Consider the following 21,590-nt stretch of genomic DNA (forward strand, 5'->3'; position numbering starts at 1 on the left):
GGTCGAGGCTGTAGACCAGCTGATACATCAGGAAGAACATCACGACCGTCGAGGTCGCGATCATCGCCGCGAAACGGCCCCAGCTCATTTTCATCCTCGGACACTCCGGAAGAACGTTGTCTTCCGGGCCAACGCCGCTGCGGCGTCCCGTGTTCCGGCGGGGAGCCCTTGACCTTCCAACGCTGGGAAACCCCACCTGCCTCATCGTCGATCGACAAAGGAGATGACGATGATCGAGTTGAAGGTTGAACGGATGACGTGCGGCGGGTGCGCCGCGACGGTCAGGGCTGCCGTGGCGGAAGTGGCGCCCGACGCCCGCCTGGAGATCGAGATCGCCTCGGGAACCCTGCGGGTCGAGGGGGCCGGCCACCCCGCCCGGCTCGCGCGCGACTTCAGCCGCTCGACCGAGGCCTACGCCCCCCAGACCGGAGAAGCCAGTTCCCGGCCCGCAAGAAAGCCGCGGACAACCCGCAAGACTCTGACGTTGCTTGCAAAACCGGCGCGATTTACGGGGAGTGGGGCGCAACCATGAGGTTATGCTCCATGCATCCGGAACCCGTCCCGAAACCCGAAGAACCCCTGGCGCTCAGCCAGCGCGAGACCGAATGCCTGGCCTGGGTCAGCCGCGGCAAGAGCTCCTCAGACATCGGCGCCATTCTTGGGTTGTCGCCGCGAACGGTCGACAGCTATCTCGAAAAGGCCTGCGCGAAGTTGCGCGTCCGCACCCGGATCGAGGCGGTGGCCCTCGCCGTCCGCACCGGCCTGATCGATCCGATCTGAAGGGGAGGGGGCGGGCCTGGAACTTCTGTACGGAAGCCCGGCGTTTCACAGCCGATCGCCGCCGACGCCGAAGACGTCCCCTGGCTCAAGATCGACCGCTATCGTTCCGGAACCCGCCGGGGACTCTTCTACATCACCGTCGGCGTCCGCGCATGCCCGGCATCCGGGTGGACGGGTCTGTACGCAGCGGCCGTCGCGGCCCCTCGTCGCTGGCGGACGACGACGACTATATTTCGCACTCCGGAACCGTCGCCGGAAGGCGGGGTTGTTCAGGCGTTCGCAACAAAGGGAGCCGGATCGCGGAACGGTTTTGTCCCGTTTGCCACGGAACGCCGCGTACGCCATCCGGCCGTAAGCCGCCATGCCCCTCCGACTCGTCCGTTCCGTCGCTCATCTTGGCGCCCCGCTTGTCCTTCTGGCCGCCTGCGGCCCGGGCGCCGAGCCCGGCGCGACCAAGGTCGAGGCGCAACAGCCGGCCGCGCCGGCGCAGGCGGCCGGGCCGGCCACGCCCTACGCTGCCGCCGAACAGAAGATGCACCAGGCAATGGCGGCGGCGAGCGGGGCGACGCTCGACGAGACCTGGACGCGCAAGATGATCCCGCACCACCAAGGGGCCGTCGACATGTCGCGCGTGGCGCTGGGGAGCACCCAGGACGCCGACATCCGGCGCATGGCCCAGAAGACCGTCGACATGCAGACCATGGACATCGCCGACCTGCAGCGATGGCTGGAACAACACGCGCCCTCGACGGGCGCCGGGCCGGCCGGTGATCCGTTCCGGGCGGCCGAAGACAGGATGAACCAGGCCATGATGGCCGCCAGCGGCGAGGGCGAGGTCCTGTGGGCCCGCAAGATGATCCCGCATCACCAGGGCGCTGCGGACCTGTCCCGCATCGTCCTTGAGCAGAGCGACGATCCAGCCATTCGCGAGAAGGCCCGGAAGATCATCGACGAGTCCATGAAGGACATCCGGGAGCTGGAGGCCTGGCTTTCGGAGCACGGCGGCTGAAACCGCGATCAAACCGGAGGGCGCCCGCCATGGCCAACAGCCATCCCGAACACCCGGGCCAGGAGATGAAAGGGGCGTACCGCGGTCTCTTTATTGAACTCGCGATCGATTTCGTGATCATGTACCTGGTCATGTACACGATGATCGCCACGCCCGATCACTTCCGCCTCAACCTCAACAACGTCTACATGACCTTGATGATGGTCGCCCCGATGGGGTTGGTCATGCTCCTGTTCATGCGCTCGATGTTCCCGTCCCGGCGCGCCAACCTGCTCATCGGCGCCGGGGCCGCGGCGGTGTTCGCCGTCAGCCTCTGGGGCATGCGCACCCAGGCCGCGATCGGCGACGACGAATTCCTCCGCTCGATGATCCCGCACCATTCGGGCGCCATCCTGATGTGCCGCGAGGCCCGCCTGACGGATCCCGAGATCATCCGCCTCTGCGACGGGATCGTGCGGTCCCAGCAGCGGGAGATCGACCAGATGGAGGCCATCCTGGCGCGGCGTTAGCCGGTGCGGTCGCCCCTGCGGGACGGAGATCGGGCGTTCAGCCCGCCGCGGCGCGGCGACGCGATCGCCACATCGACCAGTCCCGCGCCAGCCGGATCCAAAGCAGGATGAAGCCGGTGATCACGATGGTGAAGGTCAGGAAGGTGACAATGATGATCAGGGGGTGGTTGAAGTTTTCGCCCTTCTCCAGGTCCATGATGTGGAGCCGCCAGAAGAAGTCGTAGAAGCGCCACACCGCCGAGCGGCGGGTGACCACCTCACCGGTCTGCGGCGACAGGTAGAAGGTGGTGCGTTCCCTGTCGTCGAAGTCGACGCGCCAGATCGGCCCCTCGCGGCCAGTCTCCTGGGGGGCCTTGTCGAGCAGGACGGCGGCGGTCGGCGCGCCTTCGCCCTGATAGGCGCCCTGAGCCAGTCGCCGGGCCAGAGCGGCGTCGAGGGGTGGGAAGGCCTCGCCGGTCACGGCGGACACTGTCACCGGTTCGCCCTTCGCGGGCTTCAGGATCCAGGCGGGGCCGCGCGGGGTGGACCTGAGCTCCGCGCCGGCCACCGCCAGGCCGCGAGCGCGGGCGATGTCGCCGGGACTCCTGAGACTGTCGAAGGCGATGGGGACGGCTTCGCGCTCGCGAACATGGTGCTCGCTGCGCACGGTCTCGATCGGGATGGCGGTCATCACCAGCCCGCCGGCGACCCAGAACAGCACCTGGATGCCGACAGCCAGCGCGATCCACTTGTGCAGCTGGGTCGAGAGTCGAAGCACCTTCATCGTGGTCCTCAGGCTTGGGCGTTATGGCGGGCGAAAAGGCGGGTTGCGCCATTCTTCAGCACCAACAGGGTGTCGTAGGGCTCGCGGTCGCCGCCCGGCGTCTCCATCCCGGGCGATCCCGGCGGCATGCCCGGAACGGCGATCCCGACCGCCTCGGGCCGCTCGGCGAGCAGGCGACGAATGTCGGCGGCGGGCACATGGCCTTCGACGAAGTAGCCGGCGACGCGGGCGGAGTGGCAGGACGCCAGCGTTTCAGCCAGGCCGTGACTGCTGCGCAGGCCGCGCAGGTCCGCCAGGATGTTGACCGACACCATGAAGCCGGCGCCCCGCAGATGGCTTATCCAGGCGTCGCAGCACGCGCAGGTCGGGGTTTTGTAGACGGCGATCGCGTGGTTTTCCCGCGCCTGGCCGCAGGCGGCGGCCGGCGCGACGGCGGCCAGAACAACGCAGCCGAGGACGGCGCGGCGGGCGAGAACGGGCAGGGGCATCGGGAGGCTCGGTGTTGGTGACGAGGCGCCGAAACGACCGCGAACTTCAGCGGCCTGGACGGGCTGGCGTGTGGGAAAGGTCTAGGCGGCCGGGCGCGGCGCCCGCGAAGACGAATGATAGCGGATGATCCGCCAGCGTCCATCGCGGCGCTCGAGCACGCTGGTGGCGACGCCGCGCCGCTCGACCGTCGCCCGGGTGGGATCCTTGAAGACGATCCGGTAGCGGTAGGTCTCGGTCGCATAGGCGAGGTCGCCGGCCACCGTCGTCTCGAGTCGCCGGTCCTCGAAGGTGAACGCCGAGAACGCGGCCAGTTCCGGCCCGAGGTGGTGGGCGAGATAGTCGGCGAAGCGGCCCTCGACGCCGCCCTGCTCGTAGACCTGCGCCTCCGGCCAGAAGAACTGTGCAGCGGCCTCGCCGTCGAGCGCTTCGACGGCGGCCCGGTAGCCTTCCAGCACGGCAGCGACCTCGCTCTGGGCCTGGGAGGCGGCCTGGGGCGCTGGCGTCGCGTGGGCCAGGACGGGCGGAGCGACAAGAAGGACGGCGAGCAGGCTCAGGGCCGCGATCAGCATGCGGGACATCAGAAGGGTTCTCCTTGGTCGCTGTGGACGCTGCGCGTCTGTTCCAGCCCGGGGACAGGTTCGCGCCGTTCGACGAGCCGGCGGATCAGCCGTCGGCCAGGGCGCTCGATCGCCATGTGGATTCCGGCCGCCGCGGCCAGGGTCAGGGTCAGCAGGAGCGCCAGTTCCCCCAGACCCATCCGATAGTCGCCGCCGAGACCGGCGAGCCTCTGGACGGCGTTACGCCAGACCATCAGCACGGGCAGGTGAACCAGGTAGAGGGCGTAGGACGCCTCGCCGGCGAACAGCCAGAGCGGCTGTGACAGGAAGGTGCGGGCGCCGGATTTGGCGAGCAGGGCGAGCGCCAGCAGGAAAGGCCCCGAGAGGGCGACGATGAGGCGGTCGTCGAGCGGGATCTGCATGGCCGCGAGCAGGGCGGCGGTCGCTGCCAGCACGGCGGCGATCGCCGCCCGGGGGGAGAGCGCCACCCGCTGTCCCAGATAGTAGAGGCCTATCCCGAACAGGAACTCCGGCGCGATGCGCAGGATGCCCATGCTGTCTTCGGCCCGCGGCAGGACCACCCCGAAGACCCTGCGGTAGACGAGGTCGAGGGCCAGGAAGAACAGGGCGGCCAGGCCGGTCAGGACCAGCGGTCGGTCGCGCAGACGAAGGGCGATCCAGGCGAAGGCCGGAAAGGTCAGGTAGGCGAACCATTCCGCGGACAGCGACCAGGCCGGCCCGTTCCACAACGCCAACGACTGGCGCGGGAACCAGGCCTGGACCAGCAGCAAGGTCTGGACGAAGTCCGGGGCGTTGAAACGACCCGGCTCCAGGCCCACCCCCGCCAGGGGCGCCGCCAGCACCAGGGCCAGCATGCCCAGAAGGATGGCCAGGTGGGCGGGATAGATCCGGGCGAACCGCGCCGCCAGGAAGCGCCGGTATCGGGGTTGGGCGTTCCCCTGCAGATAGACGTGGGTGAGGATGAAGCCCGACAGGATGAAGAAGATGTCGACCCCGAGACGGGTCCGGTCCAGCAGGCCCGAGGCCGACGGCGGCAGCGTCCAGTAGAGCTGGTAGTGGAACAGCACCACCCCCAGGGCCAGGAAGAAGCGGATGCTGGTCAGCGGGTCCAGGACATCGGGGAAGGGATGGCGTCTAGAAGCGGAGATGGTTGACGCCATGGGTCAGCGCGCCTCCGAGCCAGGCGTTGAGCAGGACCGCCAGGGTCACCGCGGCCAGCGCCGCCGCGTAGAGGCCGCGCGCGGCGCGGCCAGACTGCCGACGCATCGATCGCTCCTTGGCCCACCAGGCCAGCAGCCCGAGCGCCGCGATCCCGGTCCCGAGCCACCGATGGAGGGTGTGGGTGGCGTCCTCCACCGGACCTGGCAGGCCCATCGCCAACCAGCCCAGGGCCGCGGCCCCGATGGCAGACAGCGCGGCCAGGGCGATCAGCACCCGCGTCCCGTCCGTTAGCCAGGCGCGTCGTCCCCAGGCCGCCGCCGCCTCGAGAACCGCGGCCACCAGGAACAGCGCGATCGGAAAATGCACCACGGCCGGATGCCAGCGACCGAGCCAGCGGACGAGGCGCTGCGGCATCGGTTTGGGCTCGGCGGCCGCCTCCGTGGCGGTATGATCCATGGCGGCGTGGTCCATGGCCGCCGGCGCGCCGGGCTGCGCCGCCGCGGCGGTCGGCGGGGGCGCCTTCTTGTGATCCTCGTGCGCCCAGCTCGGAGCCGTGACGAAGAGGGTTCCGATCGCCAGGACTGCCGGAATCCACCGCGACAACATCATTTCCCCCTCCGCACCAAGGCTTGCTATCCAGTGTTACGCGCTGGCCTCTCGGCCCCCTCGTCGGCCGCGCGGCGAGGGCCGTAGCCCCGGCGCGCGTAGTTCGAAATGGGGCGTGAAGGACGACGATCATGGACAATCTGGATCAATGGCTGGCGCGGGTTCCGCCGGGCGGCCCGTCGCTGAACCAGCTGGAGGCCGATGTCTGGGGCCGCGTTCGAGCCATGCGGGCCGAGCGGGCCACGGCGCGTGTGCGCGTGGTCGCGGTGATCTTCGCCCTGAGCGTGGGCGTGGCCAACGGCGGCCTGGGGGCCAGCCTGGCCCGGCCGCCGGCCTCGGAGATGTCGGTGTTCTCCTCCGCCGCTCTGTTGCCCCTGGCGCGCCTGGAGGTTCACTGATGACAATCGGCTGGAAATCCATCGCCGTGACCACCGTGCTGGCGATCGCCGCCAGCGGCATGGGCGCCTGGGGCGGCGCGACCTGGGTGCTGCAGCGGCAGACGCCGCCCTCGCTGCATGAGATCGTCCATCGCGACCTCGACCTTGACCGGGGCCAGTTGGCCCGAATCGAGGCGATCGAGTCGCGCTTCGCGACACGCCGGATCGCCCTTGAACAGCGGGTCCAGGCCGCCAACCGGGAACTGGCGCAGGCCATCGCCGAGAGCGACGGCGACAGCCGCAAGGTGCAGCCGGCGATCGATCACTTCCACGACGCGATGGGCGACCTCCAGCAGGCCACGGTCGCCCACATCTTCGAGATGCGGACGGTGATGACGCCGGCCCAGGCCGAGCGGTTCGATCACAGCGTGATCGCGGCGCTGGCGGTCGCGGGCGAGTAGGCGGCGGTGACGGCCGAGGAGGATCTGCCGGCCAGGGCCGCAGCCGGGGATCCGGAGGCCTTCGAACGCCTGATGCTGGCCACCAAGGCCAGTCTCTATCGGCTCGTCCGGCGCTATGTCGGCGACGCGGACGAAGCCTACGACCTGGTGCAGGAGACCTACGCCGCGGCCTGGCTGGCGATCCGCCGCTTCGATCCGAAACGCCCCTTCGAGGCCTGGCTGAGGACCATCGCGCTCAACAAGTGCCGGGACTGGAGCCGCCGACGGCGGGTCAGACATTGGTTGCTGGGCGCCGCCGACCTGGCCGACCGCGAAGCCTTGGCCGTCGCCGATGAGGCCCGGGGCGCGGCGGAACAGTACGAACTGGGCCAGACGCTCGGCCGGCTCGAGGCGGCCATCGCCGACCTGCCGGCCCGGCTCAAGGCGCCGCTCCTGCTGACCGCGCTGGAGGAGCGCAGCCAGGCCGAGGCCGCCGCCATCCTGGGCGTCTCGGTCAAGGCGGTGGAGACCCGCGTCGCCAGGGCGCGACGCAAGCTGGCCGAAGCGCTGGGGCCCGCGGCCGGGGCGATCTGAGCGGGCCGGGAACGGTCGGCCGCACGACGCTTTGATCGCGCGTTGCGTCAACTTGCCCGAGGGCGCCGCGCCGCGCGCGCGTAGACCGGAAGAAGGCCGGGGTTCGCCGCGGGACGCCGCCAGTCTGGAGCCAGGTATGAAGTTCGATCGTCGCGCCCTGCTGGGCGGAGCCGCCGCAGGCGGCGGCCTGTGGGCGCTGCAGGCCTTGCTGCCGGCCTGGGCTCAGACCGACTCGGCAGGCCTGAGAGCGGACCTGCCGACGCTAACCGGCCCGGACATCGGCCTGACGATCGGCCGGACGCCGTTCACGGTCAACGGTCGGACCGGGCAAGCGGTCACCATCAACGGCACGCTGCCGGCGCCGGTGCTGCGTCTGCGGGAGGGCCAGACCGTACGGCTGTCGGTCACCAACACCCTCGACGAGGACACCTCGATCCACTGGCACGGGATCCTGCTGCCCTTCCAGATGGACGGGGTGCCCGGCATCAGCTTCCCGGGCATTCGCCCGCGCGAGACCTTCGTCTACGAGTTCCCGATCATCCAGTCGGGCACCTTCTGGTACCATAGCCATTCCGGGCTTCAGGAGGCGCTCGGGCACTACGGCCCCATCGTCATCGATCCGGCGGGCGCCGATCCGGTCGGTTACGACCGCGAGCACGTGCTGGTCCTGTCGGACTGGAGCTTCATGCGTCCGCACGAAATCCTCGAGAAGCTGAAGAAGAGCCCCGGCTACTTCAACCGCCAGCGCACGACCTTAGCCGGGCTGCTGGACGGCAGCGACCGGATGAGTCTGGAAGAGCGGCGCATGTGGGGATCCATGCGCATGGACCCGCGCGACATCCTCGACGTCAACGGCTCGACCTACACCTACCTGATCAACGGTCATGGCCCGGCGGAGAACTGGACCGGCCTGTTCCGCCCCGGCGAGCGGGTCCGGCTGCGGATCATCAACGCCTCGGCCATGTCGATCTTCAACGTCCGCATCCCCGGTCTGGCGATGACCGTGGTCCAGGCCGACGGCGAGAACGTGCGGCCGGTGGAGGTCGACGAGTTCCAGATCTCGGTCGCCGAGACTTACGACGTCATCGTCCGGCCGACCGAGGATCGGGCCTACACCATCGTCTCCGAGGCCATCGACCGCTCCGGCATGGGGCGGGCGACCCTCGCCCCCCGGCCGGGCATGACCGCCGAGGTCCCGCCGCTGCGCCAGGTCCCCAACCTGACAATGCGGGACATGGGCATGGGTAGCATGGACCATGGCGCCATGGCCGGCATGGATCACGCCGCCATGGGCGGCATGGCTCATGGGAGCGCGAGCCCCGACCCGGCGTCCGGCGACGGGGCCATGTCCATGGCCGGCATGAACATGCGCGATCCCGACAACGCCCCGCCGGACATGGAGGTGGGCGTCGGCGTGGACATGGTCTCGATGGATCCGGCCAACCGCCTTGGCGAACGGCCGACGGGATTGGAGACCGTTCCACACCGGGTGCTCGTTTATACCGACCTCGTCTCCCTGCAGCCCAACAAGGATCAGCGCCCGCCGTCGCGAACGATGGAGATCCACCTGACCGGCAACATGGAGCGGTTCATGTGGGGCTTCGACGGCCGCAAGTTCAGCGAACTGGTCGAACCGATCCGCTTCGAACGCAACGAGCGGGTGCGGGTGACCCTGGTCAACGACACCATGATGGCCCACCCCATCCACCTGCACGGCCACTTCTTCGAACTGGTGACGGGTGGTCCCGCAGGCCATCAGCCGCTCAAGCACACGGTGAACGTCGCGCCCGGCGGCAAGGTGACCTTCGACCTGACCGCCGACAATCCCGGCGACTGGGCCTTCCATTGCCACCTGCTGATGCACATGCACGCGGGGATGTTCAACGTCGTGACCGTCCGCCCCCTCGAAGGAGCCGCCTCGTGATCCGCGCCTCCGCCGCACTGCATCTGCTCGTCCTGGCCGCGGCCCCGCCGGCCTTCGCCCAGTCGCATGCCGGCCATCTCTCGACGCCCCAGGCCGGGCAGGCGGCGCCCCCGCGGGCCGGCTGCGTCCGCCGGGGCGCGCCGACGGCCGACGCGGCGCGCCTCGGACAACCCGGCGCGCCGGCCTGTCCGACCGGTTATGTGCCGGAACGATCGCCCGCCGCCGACCCGCACGCCGGTCACGACATGGGCGCCCCGGGGCAGCCCCAAGTCGCACCGGCGAGCGATCCGCATACGGGTCACGCCATGCCGGAGACGCCGGCGCCGAGCGCCGATCCGCACGCTGGCCATGACATGGGCGCCCCGGAGCAACCCCAGGCCGCTCCGCCGAGCGATCCGCATGCGGGTCATGCCATGCCGGAGACGCCGGCGCCGAGCGCCGATCCGCACGCTGGCCATGACATGGGCGCCCCGGCGCGACCCCAGGCCGCTCCGCCGAGCGATCCGCACGCCGACCACCCCATGCCAGGAACGCCGGCTCCCGTCGCGGCGGACCCCCATGCCGGTCACGACATGGCCGGCATGGCAATGCCGCCGGACGTGCCGACCAGCGCCGACACCCCGGGCCGGCCGCCGGAGGATCCGGCCCCCCCGGCGGCGTCGCGGGGCCCGGCGCACGCCGCTGACCTCCTCTTCGATCCGGCAGAGATGGCGGCCGCCCGGGAGCAGATGCGCGCGGAGAACGGAGACGTCCGCACCACGGCGGTGGTCTTCGATCGGCTCGAGGCGAACCTCGGTGACGGCGAGGAAGGGTTCGCCTGGGACGCCGAGGGCTGGAGCGGGGGCGACATCAACCGGTTCTGGTGGAAGTCGGAAGGGGAGGGGGGTTTCGGCGACGAGGTCGAGGAGGCGGGGGTGCAGGCGCTCTACAGCCGCGCCGTCGCGCCCTTCTGGGACGTCCAGGCGGGCCTGCGCCAGACCTGGCGGCCGGTAGAGAACCGGACCGACCTGGTGATCGGCGTCCAGGGGCTGGCGCCCTACTGGTTCGAGGTCGACGCCGCCTTGTTCCTGTCCAACAAGGGGGAGCTCACCGCGGCCGCCGAGGGCGAGTACGATCAGCGCATCACCAATCGCTGGATCCTGCAGCCGCGCGCCGAGGTGAATCTCTCGGCCGAGGACATCCCCGAGCTGTCGATCGGTGCGGGTTTGACCTCGGTGCAGCTCGGCGCGCGTCTGCGCTACGAGATCCGCAAGGAATTCGCGCCCTACATCGGCGTGGAATGGACGAAGCGCTTCGGCCGCACGGCCGACTACCTCGAGGCCGCCGGACGGAACACCGAGGATACTCGGATCGTCGTCGGCCTGAGAGCCTGGTTCTAGATCGTGAAAGGACTGCAGATGAAACCCGTCTTCCTGGCGCCGCTGGCCGCCGCCGTCGCCCTGGCGGCCTGCCAACCGGCGGCCGAAACCCCGCCGGCGCAACAGCCCGAGCCGGCTCCGGCCGCGCCGCCCGCGACCGCGGCGCCCGCCGACCTCGCTGTCGAGACCCCGGCGACCGCCGCGCCCGCGCCCGCGCCGAAAGCTGCGCCGCAGCGGCCGCGACCGGCGCCCGTGCCCCCGCCGGCGACCGAGCCGGCCCCGACCGACCCTCATGCCGGACACGACATGAGCGACATGCCGCCAGACATGCCCGGCATGGATTCTCCGAAGACCTAAGGAACCGCCCTCATGCGCAAGCTGCTTTCTCCCGTCCTCGTCGCCCTTTCCGCCTTCGTCCTGGCCGGCGTCGCCCAGGCCCAGACCGATCCGCATGCCGGGCACCACCCCGCCCCCGGAGCCGCCGCCCAGGCCGCCGAGGTCCGCACGACCCCGGCCGACGGCTGGATGGGCTCAACCGCCCCGACCGCCTTCAGCATCACCTTCCGGCATCCAATGCGGCTGACCGCCGTGAGCCTGAAGAGCGGTGAGGCCGACCCGGCGGCGATCGCCGTGACCGACGCCGCCTCGAGCGCGGCGGTCAGCGTGCCGTTGCCGGCGCTGGCCAAGGGCAACCATGTGCTGACTTGGTCGGCCCAAGGCGCCGACGGCCACGTCATGAACGGCGTTGTCCGCTTCATGGTCCACTGATCGCGGATCGCCCGCGGCACGGAGACAGGTCTAGACCGACCTGTGGTCTTCTGTCGCAGGCGCGTATTCGAGGCGGCGATGATGAGGGGAGGACGGCGACGGCGCGTAAAGCCACGCCGTCTTCCTGTCGACATAAATCATTGATGCGCCTCCGTATTTATCCGTAGTCCTGTTCTATTTCTTTGACTTCGAAATGGAAGGCGCGCCAACTTCGAACATGTGGACGCTGCTGCGAGCCCTCCTCGTCGCCTTCGCCCTGGCCGGTCTTGCCGGCCAGTTCGGCGCTCACGCGACGACCCCGCCGTCGGCCGCCCAGGCGGCCGCGACGATGGACGACTGCGCGGATATGGAGGGCATGACGGACTCGGACCGCTCCGGGCGCGGTCAGCCGTGCTCGGATAGGACCCCTGCCTGCATAGCCAATATGGGATGCGCGGCGCCCCTCGCGGTGCTTCCCGCCGTCGTCGGGACGCCCATCCCGGCTGCGGCGACGGTGCGGCTGCGTGCGGATTCGCAGCGGAGCCTGGACGAGGTCCAGGGGCCTGGGATTCTGAGGCCGCCCAGGACCGTGGCCTAAGCCTCTCCCGGTCCGCCCGGCCCTGTCCGGGCCGAGAAACGGCGCGCTCGCGCCCCCACACCACGGATATCCCATGTCTGCTCTCTTCTGCGGGAGGGCGCGCGTCGGCGGGCGCGGCCATTCCCGCATCGCCGACCCGCCGGCGGGTCGCCAGGCCGCCGTCGCCGCCGTCCTCGCCTTGGCGCTCGCCACCCCGTCCTTGGCCGGACCGCTCACCTACGGCCAGGCGCTTGAGCGCGCCGCGGCCGACGCGCCGGAGGTCCGCGCCCGCGGCCTGGCGGTCGACGCCGCCCGGGCCGCTGCGCCCGCCGCCGGGCAACTGCCCGACCCCGAGCTCTCCGTCGCGGTCGAGAACCTTCCGGTCTCCGGCCCCATGGCCGGTTCGTTCGGTCGGGACGAGATGACCATGGTCCGGGTCGGGGTCATGCAGGCCGTGCCGAGCGGCGCCCGGCGCCGCGCCGAGCGCCAGATTGCCGCCGCCGATATCGGCGTGGCCGAAATGCAGTCGCAGATCACGCGTCGCGAGGTCCGGGTCGCCGCGGCCCTGGCCTGGACGGACCTGCATTACGCCAAGCGACGGCGCGAGGCACTGGACGAGGTGCTGGCGGCCCTGGAACCGCTGTGGGACGCCGCGCCTGCCGCCGTCGCCTCGGGTCAGGACCGGCCGGCCGGCGCCCTTTCGCCCATCCGCCTGAAGGCCGCCCTGGAGGACCGTCGCAGCGCCCTGGTCGCGGCCGAAGAGCGCGCCCGGGCCGAGCTCGCGCGCTGGACCGGCGAGCCCGATCCGCAGGCCGATGGCCCGCCGCCCGAGCCGGTTCTGGACGAGGGACGGCTTCGGGCCGGCCTGGAGCAGGTCCCGACCCTGCGCGCCTGGACCGCGGTCGCCGATCGCGCCGACGCGGAAACCGATCTCGCCCGGGCCGGACGCCAGCCCGACTGGAGTTTCGAACTTGGCTACGGCCGGCGCGATCCGATGTACGGGGATATGGTCTCGGTCGGCGCGCGCGTGAGCCTGCCGCTGTTCGCCGACCGCCGCCAGGATCCGGTGATCGCGGCGCGCTCGGCCGACGCCCGCCGGGTCCGCATCGAACGCGAGGCGGCGACGCGGGGTCTGCGCGCCGCTCTTGAGGCGGACCTCGCCGAGCACCGGATGCACCACGACCAGTGGCGGCGAGCCCGCGACGTGCTGCTGCCGGCCGCCCGCGACCGCGCCTCGCTCGAGACTTCCAGCTACGGCGCCGGACGGGCCGGCCTGGCGGACGTCATCGACGCCTTCACCGGGCTCGCCGACGCCCGCCTCGAAACCCTGGACCGCGAGGCGCTGGTCGTCCGCGAGGCGGTCCGCATCTCGCTCACCTACGGGGAGGACCCCCAATGACCCGCATTGCCCAGAACCGGTCGAGGCTCGCCCTCGGCGCGGCCGGCCTGCTAATCCTCGGCGCCGCCGTCGGCGTGGCCGTGGTCCGCGTCCTGCCGGCCGGCGAGACGTCCCCGGCGGCCCAGGCGCCCGAGCGACGCGTGCTCTACTGGTACGACCCTATGGCTCCGGACCGGCATTTCGACGCGCCGGGCAAGTCACCGTTCATGGACATGCCCCTGGTCCCCCGCTACGCCGACGAGGCGGAGGCCGGGCAGCAGGCCGGCGTGCGGATCGATCCGGCCCTGACCCAGGCCCTGGGCGCGCGCTACGCCGTCGTCCAGCGGGGCGTCCTGGCGGGCGACCTGACCGTCACGGCGGTGGTCGACTTCAACCAGCGCGACGTCGCCGTGGTCCAGGCGCGGGCCGGCGGTTTCGTGCAGCGGGTCTATGGCCGGGCGCCGGGGGACGTGATCGCCGCCGGCGCGCCCCTGGCCGACCTGCTGGTCCCGGAGTGGGGCGGAGCCCAGGCGGAGTACCTGGCCGTCCGGAGCGCCGGCGACCCGCGCCTGGTCCAGGCCGCCCGCCAACGGCTGCTTCTGCTGGGCATGCCGGAGGCGCTCATCTCGGCGGTGGAGCGCAGCGGTCGCCCGCGCACCACGGTGACGGTGACCAGCCCGTCCGGCGGCGTGATCCGCACGCTCAGCGTGCGTGCCGGCATGACGGTCTCCCAGGGCCAGACCCTGGCGGAGGTGAACGGCCTGTCGACGGTCTGGCTGAACGCCGCCGTTCCCGAGGCGCAGGCCTCGCGGCTGCGTGTCGGGCAGGCGGTGGAAGTCACCTTCGTCGGCTTCCCGGGGGAGCGCTTCAGCGGCCGGCTCGGCGCGCTGCTGCCGGAGGTGTCCGGCGACAGCCGCACCCTGACCGCCCGGGTGGAGCTCGCCAACCGCGGCGGACGGCTGCGGCCCGGCATGTTCGGGCAGGTCGTCTTCGGCGGCGGAACCGAGGAGACCCTGCTGGTCCCGTCCGAAGCGGTGATCCGCACCGGAACCCGGACGTTGGTCATGCTTGCGGAAGGGGACGGCCGCTACCGCGCCGCCGAGGTTCGCATCGGCCGCGAGGCCGGCGGGCAGACCCAGATCCTCCAGGGCCTCGCCGAGGGCGAGCGGGTGGTCGCCTCCGGCCAGTTCCTCATCGACTCCGAGGCCAGCCTGAGCGGCGTCGCGGTTCGTCCGCTGTCCGGAACCGCGGCGTCCCCGCGTCCGGCCCAGGCGTCCGGCCACGCCGGGCACGGGGGAGCGCACTAATGATCGCCGCCCTCATTCGCCTGTCGGTGCGCGCCCGCGTCCTGGTGCTGATCCTGGCGGCCGCGCTGTTCGCCGCCGGCCTGCTGGCGGTGCGCGGCACGCCGGTGGACGCCTTGCCGGACCTCTCCGACGTCCAGGTGGTGATCCGCACCCCATACCCCGGACAGGCTCCGCAGATCGTGGAGAACCAGGTCACCTATCCGCTGGCGACCACCATGATGTCGGTGCCCGGAGCCCGGACCGTGCGCGGCTATTCCTTCTTCGGGGACAGCTTCGTCTACGTCCTGTTCGAGGACGGGACCGATCTCTACTGGGCCCGCTCGCGGGTGCTGGAGTATCTCAACCAGGTCCAGGCCCGGCTGCCGGAAACCGCCCGGCCGGCCCTGGGCCCCGACGCCACCGGGGTCGGCTGGATCTACCAGTACGCCCTCGTCGACCGGACCGGTCGCCACGACCTGTCCCAACTGCGCAGCCTGCAGGACTGGTTCCTGCGCTATGAGCTCAAGACCGTGCCCGGCGTGGCCGAGGTGGCCACGATCGGCGGCATGGTGCGCCAGTACCAGGTCGTGCTCGACCCTGTGAAACTGGCCGGCTACGGCGTCACCCACCAGGCTGTGACCGATGCCCTGCAGCGCGCCAACCAGGAGACGGGCGGCTCGGTGCTGGAGCTGGCCGAGGCCGAGTACATGGTGCGCGCCAGCGGCTATCTGACCAACCTGGACGACTTTCGGGCTGTGCCGATCCGCACCGCCGCGAGCGGCGTGCCCGTGCGCCTGGGCGACGTCGCCACCGTCCAGGTCGGACCGGAGATGCGCCGGGGCGTCGCCGAGCTGAACGGGGAGGGCGAGGTCGTCGGCGGCGTCGTCGTCCTGCGCTCGGGCGAAAACGCCCGCGCCGTCATCGACCAGGTGCGGGACCGGCTGGCCGCGCTCAAACCGAGCCTTCCCGCCGGTGTCGAGATCGTTCCCGTCTACGACCGCTCCGGCCTGATCGACCGGGCCATCGAGAACCTCAGCGGCAAGCTTTTGGAGGAGTTCATCGTCGTGGCGCTGGTCTGCGGCCTGTTCCTGTGGCACGCCCGCTCGGCCCTGGTCGCCATCCTGACCTTGCCGCTCGGGGTCATGGCCGCCCTGCTGGTGATGAACCTGCAGGGGGTGAACGCCAACATCATGTCGCTGGGCGGCATCGCCATCGCCGTCGGCGCCATGGTCGACGCCGCCGTGGTCATGATCGAGAACGCCCACAAGCACATCGAACGCTGGGAACACGACCACCCCGGCGAACGGTTGCTGGGGGAGGCCCGGTGGCGGGTGGTCACGGAGGCCGCCGCCGAGGTCGGCCCGGCCCTGTTCCTCAGCCTGGTGATCATCACCCTGTCCTTCGTGCCGGTGTTCAGCCTGCAGGCCCAGGAGGGGCGGCTGTTCGCGCCACTGGCCTTCACCAAGACCTACGCCATGGCGGCGGCGGCGATCCTTTCGGTCACCCTCGTGCCGGTGCTCATGGGCTATCTGATCCGCGGCCGCATTCCCGCCGAGCAGGACAATCCGGTCAACCGCGTCCTGACGCGGCTCTATCGGCCCGCGCTCGATCTGACGATGCGGCGACCCCGGCTGACGCTCGCGGTCGCCCTGCTGGTGCTGGTGTCGGCGGCCTGGCCGCTGTCGCGCCTGGGCGGCGAGTTCCTGCCGGCCATGGACGAGGGCGACCTGCTCTACATGCCCTCCGCCCTGCCGGGCCTGTCCGCCGCCCAGGCCTCCAGCCTGTTGCAGCGGACGGATCGGATGATCGCCGCCGTGCCCGAGGTGAAGACGGTGTTCGGCAAGGCCGGCCGCGCCGAGAGCGCCACCGATCCGGCTCCGCTGGAGATGTTCGAGACCACCATCCAGTTCAAGCCGAGGGACCAGTGGCGACCCGGCATGACGCCGGAGAAGCTGGTGGAGGAGTTGGACCGCGCCGTCCAGGTTCCGGGTCTGTCCAACGTCTGGGTGCCGCCGATCCGCAACCGGATCGACATGCTGGCCACCGGCATCAAGAGCCCGATCGGGGTCAAGGTCTCCGGGGCCGACCTCGCGGAGCTGGATCGGATCGCGGCCGAGGTCGAGCGGGTGGCCAAGGACGTGCCGGGGGTCAGTTCGGCCCTGGCCGAGCGCCTGACCGGTGGCCGCTACATCGACGTCGACATCGACCGCGCGGCCGCCGGCCGCTACGGCCTGAACATCGCCGACGTGCAGTCGATCGTCGCCGGCGCCATCGGCGGGGAGACCATCGGCCAGACCGTCGAGGGCCTGGCCCGCTATCCGATCAGCGTCCGCTACCCGCGGGAACTGCGCGACAGCGTCGAGGACCTGCGCGCCCTACCGGTGCTGACCCCGTCCGGCCAGCAGATCACCCTCGGGACCGTGGCCGCCCTGCGCGTCGCCGACGGGCCTCCGATGCTGAAGAGCGAGAACGGCCGGCCGTCCACGTGGGTCTATGTCGACGTGCGGGGGCGGGATCTCACCTCGGTGGTCTCGGACCTGAGGCGCGCCGTCGGCGCGCAGGTGCGGCTGTCGCCGGGCGTCAGCATCGCCTACGCGGGCCAGTTCGAGTATCTCGAACGCGCCGGCCAGCGGCTGGCGCTGGTGATTCCGGCCACCCTGCTGATCATCTTCGGCCTGCTTTACCTGACCTTCCGGCGGCTCGACGAGGCGCTGCTGATCATGGGTACGCTGCCGTTCGCCCTCGTCGGCGGGGTCTGGCTGCTCTACCTGCTCGGCTACCACCAGTCGGTGGCGACCGGCGTCGGCTTCATCGCCCTGGCCGGCGTCTCGGCCGAGTTCGGCGTGGTCATGCTGATATACCTTCGGCACGCCCTGGCCGAACGGGGCCCGACCCCGTCGCCCGAACAGGTCGAGGCGGCGGTGCGCGAAGGCGCTCTTCTGCGGGTGCGACCCAAGGCGATGACGGTAGCCGTCATCCTGGCCGGCCTGTTCCCCATCCTGATCGGCCACGGCGCCGGGTCGGAGGTGATGAGCCGCATCGCCGCGCCCATGATCGGCGGCATGCTGACCGCGCCGCTGCTGTCCATGCTGGTCATCCCCGCCGGCTATCTGCTGCTGCGACGGCGACGCGCCCGCCCCGCGGTGCGCAGCGGGGGCGGCGCGTCGTGACCTCGTCCGCGGCCGGGTTGATCCAGCGCAAGGCGCCCGCGCCAAGCCGGATGTTGGCTGGCCTTGGGAGGCGGCCATGAAGCTGAACGCCAAAACCTGGGTTACGGTCGTCGCGATCACCCTCGTCGCGCTCGCCGGCGGGGCCGGCCTCGCCTATTGGCGGCTGCAGCCCCAGCCTCAGCCGCCGCAGGTCATCTACGGCAGTGGCCGGATCGAGGCCGATGAGGTGCGCGTTGGCGTCGAAGCGTCCGGACGCCTGGCGGAGATCCGCGCGGTCGAAGGCGAGACGGTCCAGGCCGGAGGTCTTCTGGCCCGGATCGTGGGGACCGACTACGAGTTGATGACCGAGCGCGCCGAGGCCCAGCAGGCGGCGGCGGTGCGGACCCGCGCTCAGCTGGACTCCCAGATCGACCTGGCCACGCACCATGCCGAGACCGCAAGGACCAATCTGTCACGCTACGAGACCCTGAGCAGCCAGGGTTACCTTCCCGCCCAGCGTCTCGACGCCGCGCGCGACGCCTACGCCGAGGCTCTCCACCGGGTCGAGGTTCTGCGACAACAGCGGGCCGAAGCCCTCGCCCAGGCCGACGCGGCGGGCAAGACCTTGGCGCTGGCTCGTTCCCAGAGCGGCAAGACGGTGGTGACCGCGCCGATCACCGGCGCGGTCCTGGAGCGGCTCGTCGAGCCCGGCGAGGTGGTCGGGCCCGGCGAGGCGGTGGCCGTGCTCGCCGACCTGTCGACCATCCGGCTGAAGGTGTTCATCACCGAGGCGGACCTCGGCAAGGTCCGGCTGGGCGCGCCCGCCCGCTTGCGGGTCGACGCCTTTCCGGGGCGGGATTTCCAGGCCCGGGTGGCGCGCGTCGACTCGCAGGCGCAGTTCACCCCCCGGGACGTGCACGTCCCGGACGAGCGCAGCCGCACCGTCTACGGCGTGATCCTCGAAGCGCCCAACCCCGACGGTCTGCTCAAACCCGGCATGCCCGCCGACGCCTGGATTCTCTGGGATGAGGCGGCGGGCTGGCCGGCCACCCTGCAGGTCCCGGAATAGGGATGTCGGCCGCCCCCGTGATCACGGCGGACAGCCTGGCGCGCCGGTTCGGCAAGCGCACCGTCCTGGAGGGTGTCAGCTTCGATCTAAGCCCCGGCGAAGTCCTCGGCGTGGTGGGACCGGACGGCGCTGGCAAGAGCACCCTGTTGCAGATGCTGGCCGCCATCCTGCGGCCAAGTTCGGGCCGCTGCCGTGTGCTCGGCTCGGACGTGCGCAAGGCGCCTGGGCGGGTGCAGGCCCAGGTCGGATACATGTCGCAGGGGTTTTCGCTCTATGATCGCCTCACCGTCGCCGAGAATCTCGCCTTCGCCGCCGCCATCCGCGACGTCCCGAGAGCGGCCTACTTGGAACGCAAGGGGGTGCTGCTGGCGATGGCCGGCCTCGCGCGCTTTGAAGGCCGGCGCGAGGGGGCGCTGTCGGGCGGAATGCGCAAGAAGTTGGCCCTTTGCGCCAATCTCATCCACGAGCCGCCGCTGCTGATCCTCGACGAGCCGAGCCTGGGGGTCGATCCGCTCTCCCGGCGGGAACTCTGGAAGATACTCGATGCGGCGAGGACGGCGGGCCGCTCCATCGTCTTCGCCACCTCCTACATGGACGAGGCCGACGCCAGCGACCGGGTACTGCTGCTCCGGGACGGCCGCCCTCTGGCGGTCGGATCGCCGGCCGAGCTTCGCGGCGTCGCACGCGGGCGGGTCTATCGGGCCACCGCGTCGGATCCCGCCGCGCTGGAGCGGCAGCTCACCGCCGCGCCCGAGGTGCTGAGCTTCCAGAAGAGAACCGCCGACACGTTCCGCATCCAGCTGGCCGGCGACGCTCCGCTTCGACTGCCCGGCGCGCCGGTTCTCGAGCCGGTGGAGCCGAGCATGGAGGACGCCTTCACTGTCGTAGCCGCGGCCAGCGCGCCGGTCACTGCGGCGAAGGAGGCCCGTGAGCCCCGCGCGCCATCGGCGGAGGTTCGCGTCTCGGCCGAGGGCATGACCCGGCGCTTCGACGACTTCGTCGCCGTCGACGATGTCAGCCTGACGGTGAAGGCGGGCGAGGTGCTGGGCCTCCTCGGTCCCAACGGCGCCGGCAAGACCACGCTGATCCGCATGCTTTGCGGCCTGCTGCCGCCCAGCGACGGGCGCGGGTTGGTCGCCGGGCTGGATGTGGCGCGCCAGAGCGAGCGGGTCCGCGCCAGCATCGGCTATGTCTCGCAGAAGGTCTCCCTGTTCACCGACCTGACGGCGCAGGAGAACCTGGACTTCTTCGCCCGCGCCTACGGGACGCCGCGCGGCGAGCAGGTGAGGCGGATCGACCGGGCCTGCGATCGGGCGGGCTATGACGCGCCGCGGGACGGACTGGTTCGCAGCCTCTCCAGCGCCGTGCGCCAGCGCCTGGCGCTCGCAAGCGCCATCGTGCATCGGCCCAAGGTTCTGTTCCTCGACGAGCCGACCTCCGGGGTCGATCCACTGGCCCGGTTCCGATTCTGGCGGCTGATCGACGCCCTCGCGGCCGAGGGCGTCGCGGTGATCGTCTCGACCCACTATCTCGAGGAGGCGACCTACTGCGACCGTCTGGGCCTGATGATGGACGGGCGGATGATCGCGCTTGGCCCGCTGTCGACCCTGCAGGCCGAGTTGGGGCTCTCGGAGGCCCGGGTCGAGGATGTCTTCCTGGGATTCATCGCCCGCGCGCGCGGGCAGGCGAGGGCGGCATGAAGCTGTCGCGCACGCTTGCCTTCTCACGCAAGGAGACACTGGAGATCGTCCGCGATCCGATCACGGTCTGGATCGCGGTCTTCATGCCGCTCGTGATCCTGTTCCTGTTCGGCTACGCCCTGTCCTTCGATGTCGAGGAGGCGCCGCTGGTCGTCGTCGATCACGACCGGAGCGCGGCCAGCCGCGCCCTTGCCGACCAGTTCGTCAACACCAGCTATTTCCGGCTCGCCGCCAGCCCCCAGAGCGAAGAGGAGGCGGAGCATCTGGTGATGCGAGGCAAGGCCCGCGCCGTCCTGGTGATCCCGCCCGACTTCGGCCGCCGCCTGCGGAAGGGGCAGGACGCTCCGGTCGAATTCCTGGTCGACGGCACCTACGCCTCCACCGCCGCCATCGTTTCCGCCTATGGCCGGGCCATCATCTACGCCTTCCCGAAAGGAACGCTCGAGTTGCCGGTCCAGCCGCAGGTGCGGGTCTGGTACAATCCGCAGCTGCGCAGCCGCGACTTCATCGTACCGGGGCTGTTCGCGGTGATCCTGATGGCTTTTCCGCCTCTGCTCACCGCGCTCGCCGTCGCCCGCGAGAAAGAACTGGGGACCATCGCGCAGATCTACGCTTCGCCGCTCGGCAAGTTCGAGTTCATGGTCGGCAAGCTGCTGCCCTACGCCGTCATCGCCTTCGCCCAACTGGCCCTGGTGCTCGCCGCCGGCTTCCTGTGGTTCAAAGTTCCGATGCACGGCAGCTTCGCGCTGCTGATCGCCCTGGGCGCCCTCTACGTGATCTGCACGGTCTCCATCGGGTTGCTCGTCTCCACGCTCGTCAAGACCCAGGTCGCGGCCATGCTGGTGACCCTGATCCTGACCCTCATGCCGGCCTTCCTGTTCTCCGGCTTCATCTATCCGGTGTTCACCATGCCCGAGCTGTTCCAGGGCTACTCGGCGCGAGTCCCGGCCATGTACTTCGTCAACATCTCCCGCGGCATCGTCATGCGCGGGGCCGGGCTGGCGGACCTGTGGTTCAACGTGGCGGTGCTGGTCGGCTACACCGCCGTGGTGCTCGGCCTGTCGAGCCTGTTGTTCAACAAGCGGGTAGCTTGACC

General features: G+C 70.8%; 23 protein-coding genes. 17 read left to right on the forward strand and 6 right to left on the reverse strand.

Annotated elements, in window-relative coordinates:
• Positions 1-229: 229 nt before the first annotated feature.
• The 4 genes from BM333_RS12465 to BM333_RS12480 all read left to right on the forward strand — a co-directional run bounded on the left by BM333_RS12465 (position 230) and on the right by BM333_RS12480 (position 2,298).
• Positions 230-532: a heavy-metal-associated domain-containing protein gene (locus BM333_RS12465; protein WP_177221890.1), complete on the forward strand. Its 303-nt coding sequence runs from the start codon at positions 230-232 to the stop codon at positions 530-532.
• 11 nt (positions 533-543) lie between these two features.
• On the forward strand, positions 544-780 hold the full coding sequence (locus BM333_RS12470) for a response regulator transcription factor (RefSeq protein ID WP_092312159.1): 237 nt from the start codon (positions 544-546) through the stop codon (positions 778-780).
• Positions 781-1,141: 361 nt separating this feature from the next.
• Positions 1,142-1,789 carry a DUF305 domain-containing protein gene (locus BM333_RS12475; protein WP_092312162.1) on the forward strand — a complete coding sequence of 216 codons (648 nt, stop codon included), beginning with the start codon at positions 1,142-1,144 and terminating at the stop codon, positions 1,787-1,789.
• Positions 1,790-1,818: 29 nt separating this feature from the next.
• Positions 1,819-2,298 carry a DUF305 domain-containing protein gene (locus BM333_RS12480; protein ID WP_245777265.1) on the forward strand — a complete coding sequence of 160 codons (480 nt, stop codon included), beginning with the start codon at positions 1,819-1,821 and terminating at the stop codon, positions 2,296-2,298.
• 37 nt (positions 2,299-2,335) lie between these two features.
• Here BM333_RS12480 and BM333_RS12485 read toward each other — a convergent pair whose 3' ends face one another.
• From BM333_RS12485 to BM333_RS12505, 5 genes are all read right to left on the reverse strand, one after another.
• Complete coding sequence (locus BM333_RS12485; RefSeq protein ID WP_245777266.1) at positions 2,336-3,061, reverse strand: PepSY-associated TM helix domain-containing protein; 726 nt, start codon at positions 3,059-3,061, stop codon at positions 2,336-2,338.
• An 8-nt stretch (positions 3,062-3,069) separates the two neighbouring features.
• Entirely contained in the window at positions 3,070-3,549 is a 480-nt protein-coding gene (locus BM333_RS12490; RefSeq protein WP_092312165.1) for a DUF411 domain-containing protein, read from the reverse strand.
• An 81-nt stretch (positions 3,550-3,630) separates the two neighbouring features.
• The gene (locus tag BM333_RS12495) at positions 3,631-4,128 is read right to left on the reverse strand and encodes a YybH family protein (protein ID WP_092312168.1); all 498 of its coding nucleotides are present in this window, start codon (positions 4,126-4,128) and stop codon (positions 3,631-3,633) included.
• Positions 4,128-5,288, reverse strand: a complete 1,161-nt coding sequence (locus BM333_RS12500) for an acyltransferase family protein (RefSeq protein ID WP_092312171.1) — start codon at positions 5,286-5,288, stop codon at positions 4,128-4,130. Before BM333_RS12500 ends, BM333_RS12495 begins: the two co-directional genes overlap by 1 nt.
• A complete protein-coding gene (locus BM333_RS12505; protein ID WP_245777267.1) occupies positions 5,263-5,898 on the reverse strand; it encodes a DUF2231 domain-containing protein in 636 nt (211 codons plus the stop codon). Before BM333_RS12505 ends, BM333_RS12500 begins: the two co-directional genes overlap by 26 nt.
• A gap of 128 nt (positions 5,899-6,026) precedes the next feature.
• Here BM333_RS12505 and BM333_RS12510 point away from each other — a divergent pair, with 128 nt between their 5' ends.
• The 7 genes from BM333_RS12510 to BM333_RS12540 all read left to right on the forward strand — a co-directional run bounded on the left by BM333_RS12510 (position 6,027) and on the right by BM333_RS12540 (position 11,356).
• Complete coding sequence (locus BM333_RS12510) at positions 6,027-6,293, forward strand: hypothetical protein (RefSeq protein ID WP_092312174.1); 267 nt, start codon at positions 6,027-6,029, stop codon at positions 6,291-6,293.
• Positions 6,293-6,733, forward strand: coding sequence for a Spy/CpxP family protein refolding chaperone (locus tag BM333_RS12515; RefSeq protein WP_092312177.1), 441 nt, complete (start codon positions 6,293-6,295; stop codon positions 6,731-6,733). The genes BM333_RS12510 and BM333_RS12515 overlap by 1 nt, the downstream gene beginning before the upstream one ends.
• 6 nt (positions 6,734-6,739) lie before the next feature.
• On the forward strand, positions 6,740-7,306 hold the full coding sequence (locus tag BM333_RS12520; protein ID WP_092312180.1) for an RNA polymerase sigma factor: 567 nt from the start codon (positions 6,740-6,742) through the stop codon (positions 7,304-7,306).
• A gap of 136 nt (positions 7,307-7,442) precedes the next feature.
• Positions 7,443-9,230 (forward strand): copper resistance system multicopper oxidase, encoded by a 1,788-nt coding sequence (locus BM333_RS12525; protein ID WP_092312183.1) that lies wholly within the window; start codon positions 7,443-7,445, stop codon positions 9,228-9,230.
• Positions 9,227-10,609, forward strand: a complete 1,383-nt coding sequence (locus BM333_RS12530) for a copper resistance protein B (protein ID WP_245777268.1) — start codon at positions 9,227-9,229, stop codon at positions 10,607-10,609. Before BM333_RS12525 ends, BM333_RS12530 begins: the two co-directional genes overlap by 4 nt.
• A gap of 18 nt (positions 10,610-10,627) precedes the next feature.
• Positions 10,628-10,945 carry a hypothetical protein gene (locus tag BM333_RS15995; protein ID WP_092312186.1) on the forward strand — a complete coding sequence of 106 codons (318 nt, stop codon included), beginning with the start codon at positions 10,628-10,630 and terminating at the stop codon, positions 10,943-10,945.
• Positions 10,946-10,957: 12 nt separating this feature from the next.
• Positions 10,958-11,356 carry a copper resistance CopC family protein gene (locus tag BM333_RS12540; RefSeq protein ID WP_092312189.1) on the forward strand — a complete coding sequence of 133 codons (399 nt, stop codon included), beginning with the start codon at positions 10,958-10,960 and terminating at the stop codon, positions 11,354-11,356.
• A gap of 157 nt (positions 11,357-11,513) precedes the next feature.
• On the opposite strand, the gene BM333_RS16280 is transcribed toward BM333_RS12540, so the two are convergent.
• Positions 11,514-11,645, reverse strand: a complete 132-nt coding sequence (locus tag BM333_RS16280) for a hypothetical protein (RefSeq protein WP_281246056.1) — start codon at positions 11,643-11,645, stop codon at positions 11,514-11,516.
• Between the two features lie 361 nt (positions 11,646-12,006).
• Between BM333_RS16280 and BM333_RS12550 the strand changes: the two genes are divergently transcribed.
• The 6 genes from BM333_RS12550 (at position 12,007) to BM333_RS12575 (ending at position 21,588) form a co-directional block, all read left to right on the forward strand.
• Positions 12,007-13,311, forward strand: a complete 1,305-nt coding sequence (locus tag BM333_RS12550) for a TolC family protein (RefSeq protein ID WP_092312195.1) — start codon at positions 12,007-12,009, stop codon at positions 13,309-13,311.
• Positions 13,308-14,597 (forward strand): efflux RND transporter periplasmic adaptor subunit, encoded by a 1,290-nt coding sequence (locus tag BM333_RS12555; RefSeq protein ID WP_177221891.1) that lies wholly within the window; start codon positions 13,308-13,310, stop codon positions 14,595-14,597. The genes BM333_RS12550 and BM333_RS12555 overlap by 4 nt, the downstream gene beginning before the upstream one ends.
• Positions 14,597-17,746, forward strand: a complete 3,150-nt coding sequence (locus tag BM333_RS12560; RefSeq protein WP_092312198.1) for an efflux RND transporter permease subunit — start codon at positions 14,597-14,599, stop codon at positions 17,744-17,746. The genes BM333_RS12555 and BM333_RS12560 overlap by 1 nt, the downstream gene beginning before the upstream one ends.
• 76 nt (positions 17,747-17,822) lie before the next feature.
• Entirely contained in the window at positions 17,823-18,794 is a 972-nt protein-coding gene (locus BM333_RS12565; RefSeq protein WP_092312201.1) for an HlyD family secretion protein, read from the forward strand.
• 2 nt (positions 18,795-18,796) lie between these two features.
• The gene (locus BM333_RS12570) at positions 18,797-20,494 is read left to right on the forward strand and encodes an ATP-binding cassette domain-containing protein (protein WP_092312204.1); all 1,698 of its coding nucleotides are present in this window, start codon (positions 18,797-18,799) and stop codon (positions 20,492-20,494) included.
• Positions 20,491-21,588: an ABC transporter permease gene (locus tag BM333_RS12575; protein ID WP_092312207.1), complete on the forward strand. Its 1,098-nt coding sequence runs from the start codon at positions 20,491-20,493 to the stop codon at positions 21,586-21,588. The genes BM333_RS12570 and BM333_RS12575 overlap by 4 nt, the downstream gene beginning before the upstream one ends.
• Positions 21,589-21,590 lie beyond the last annotated feature (2 nt).

This window comes from Brevundimonas viscosa, assembly GCF_900116065.1.
Taxonomy (GTDB): Bacteria; Pseudomonadota; Alphaproteobacteria; order Caulobacterales; family Caulobacteraceae; genus Brevundimonas; species Brevundimonas viscosa.

Coding starts and splice junctions, on each gene's coding strand:
- BM333_RS12465 (WP_177221890.1), top strand. CDS start 230: ATGATCGAGTTGAAGGTTGAACGGATGACGTGCGGCGGGTGCGCCGCG.
- BM333_RS12470 (WP_092312159.1), top strand. CDS start 544: ATGCATCCGGAACCCGTCCCGAAACCCGAAGAACCCCTGGCGCTCAGC.
- BM333_RS12475 (WP_092312162.1), top strand. CDS start 1,142: ATGCCCCTCCGACTCGTCCGTTCCGTCGCTCATCTTGGCGCCCCGCTT.
- BM333_RS12480 (WP_245777265.1), top strand. CDS start 1,819: ATGGCCAACAGCCATCCCGAACACCCGGGCCAGGAGATGAAAGGGGCG.
- BM333_RS12485 (WP_245777266.1), bottom strand. CDS start 3,061: ATGAAGGTGCTTCGACTCTCGACCCAGCTGCACAAGTGGATCGCGCTG.
- BM333_RS12490 (WP_092312165.1), bottom strand. CDS start 3,549: ATGCCCCTGCCCGTTCTCGCCCGCCGCGCCGTCCTCGGCTGCGTTGTT.
- BM333_RS12495 (WP_092312168.1), bottom strand. CDS start 4,128: ATGTCCCGCATGCTGATCGCGGCCCTGAGCCTGCTCGCCGTCCTTCTT.
- BM333_RS12500 (WP_092312171.1), bottom strand. CDS start 5,288: ATGGCGTCAACCATCTCCGCTTCTAGACGCCATCCCTTCCCCGATGTC.
- BM333_RS12505 (WP_245777267.1), bottom strand. CDS start 5,898: ATGATGTTGTCGCGGTGGATTCCGGCAGTCCTGGCGATCGGAACCCTC.
- BM333_RS12510 (WP_092312174.1), top strand. CDS start 6,027: ATGGACAATCTGGATCAATGGCTGGCGCGGGTTCCGCCGGGCGGCCCG.
- BM333_RS12515 (WP_092312177.1), top strand. CDS start 6,293: ATGACAATCGGCTGGAAATCCATCGCCGTGACCACCGTGCTGGCGATC.
- BM333_RS12525 (WP_092312183.1), top strand. CDS start 7,443: ATGAAGTTCGATCGTCGCGCCCTGCTGGGCGGAGCCGCCGCAGGCGGC.
- BM333_RS15995 (WP_092312186.1), top strand. CDS start 10,628: ATGAAACCCGTCTTCCTGGCGCCGCTGGCCGCCGCCGTCGCCCTGGCG.
- BM333_RS12540 (WP_092312189.1), top strand. CDS start 10,958: ATGCGCAAGCTGCTTTCTCCCGTCCTCGTCGCCCTTTCCGCCTTCGTC.
- BM333_RS12550 (WP_092312195.1), top strand. CDS start 12,007: ATGTCTGCTCTCTTCTGCGGGAGGGCGCGCGTCGGCGGGCGCGGCCAT.
- BM333_RS12555 (WP_177221891.1), top strand. CDS start 13,308: ATGACCCGCATTGCCCAGAACCGGTCGAGGCTCGCCCTCGGCGCGGCC.
- BM333_RS12560 (WP_092312198.1), top strand. CDS start 14,597: ATGATCGCCGCCCTCATTCGCCTGTCGGTGCGCGCCCGCGTCCTGGTG.
- BM333_RS12565 (WP_092312201.1), top strand. CDS start 17,823: ATGAAGCTGAACGCCAAAACCTGGGTTACGGTCGTCGCGATCACCCTC.
- BM333_RS12570 (WP_092312204.1), top strand. CDS start 18,797: ATGTCGGCCGCCCCCGTGATCACGGCGGACAGCCTGGCGCGCCGGTTC.
- BM333_RS12575 (WP_092312207.1), top strand. CDS start 20,491: ATGAAGCTGTCGCGCACGCTTGCCTTCTCACGCAAGGAGACACTGGAG.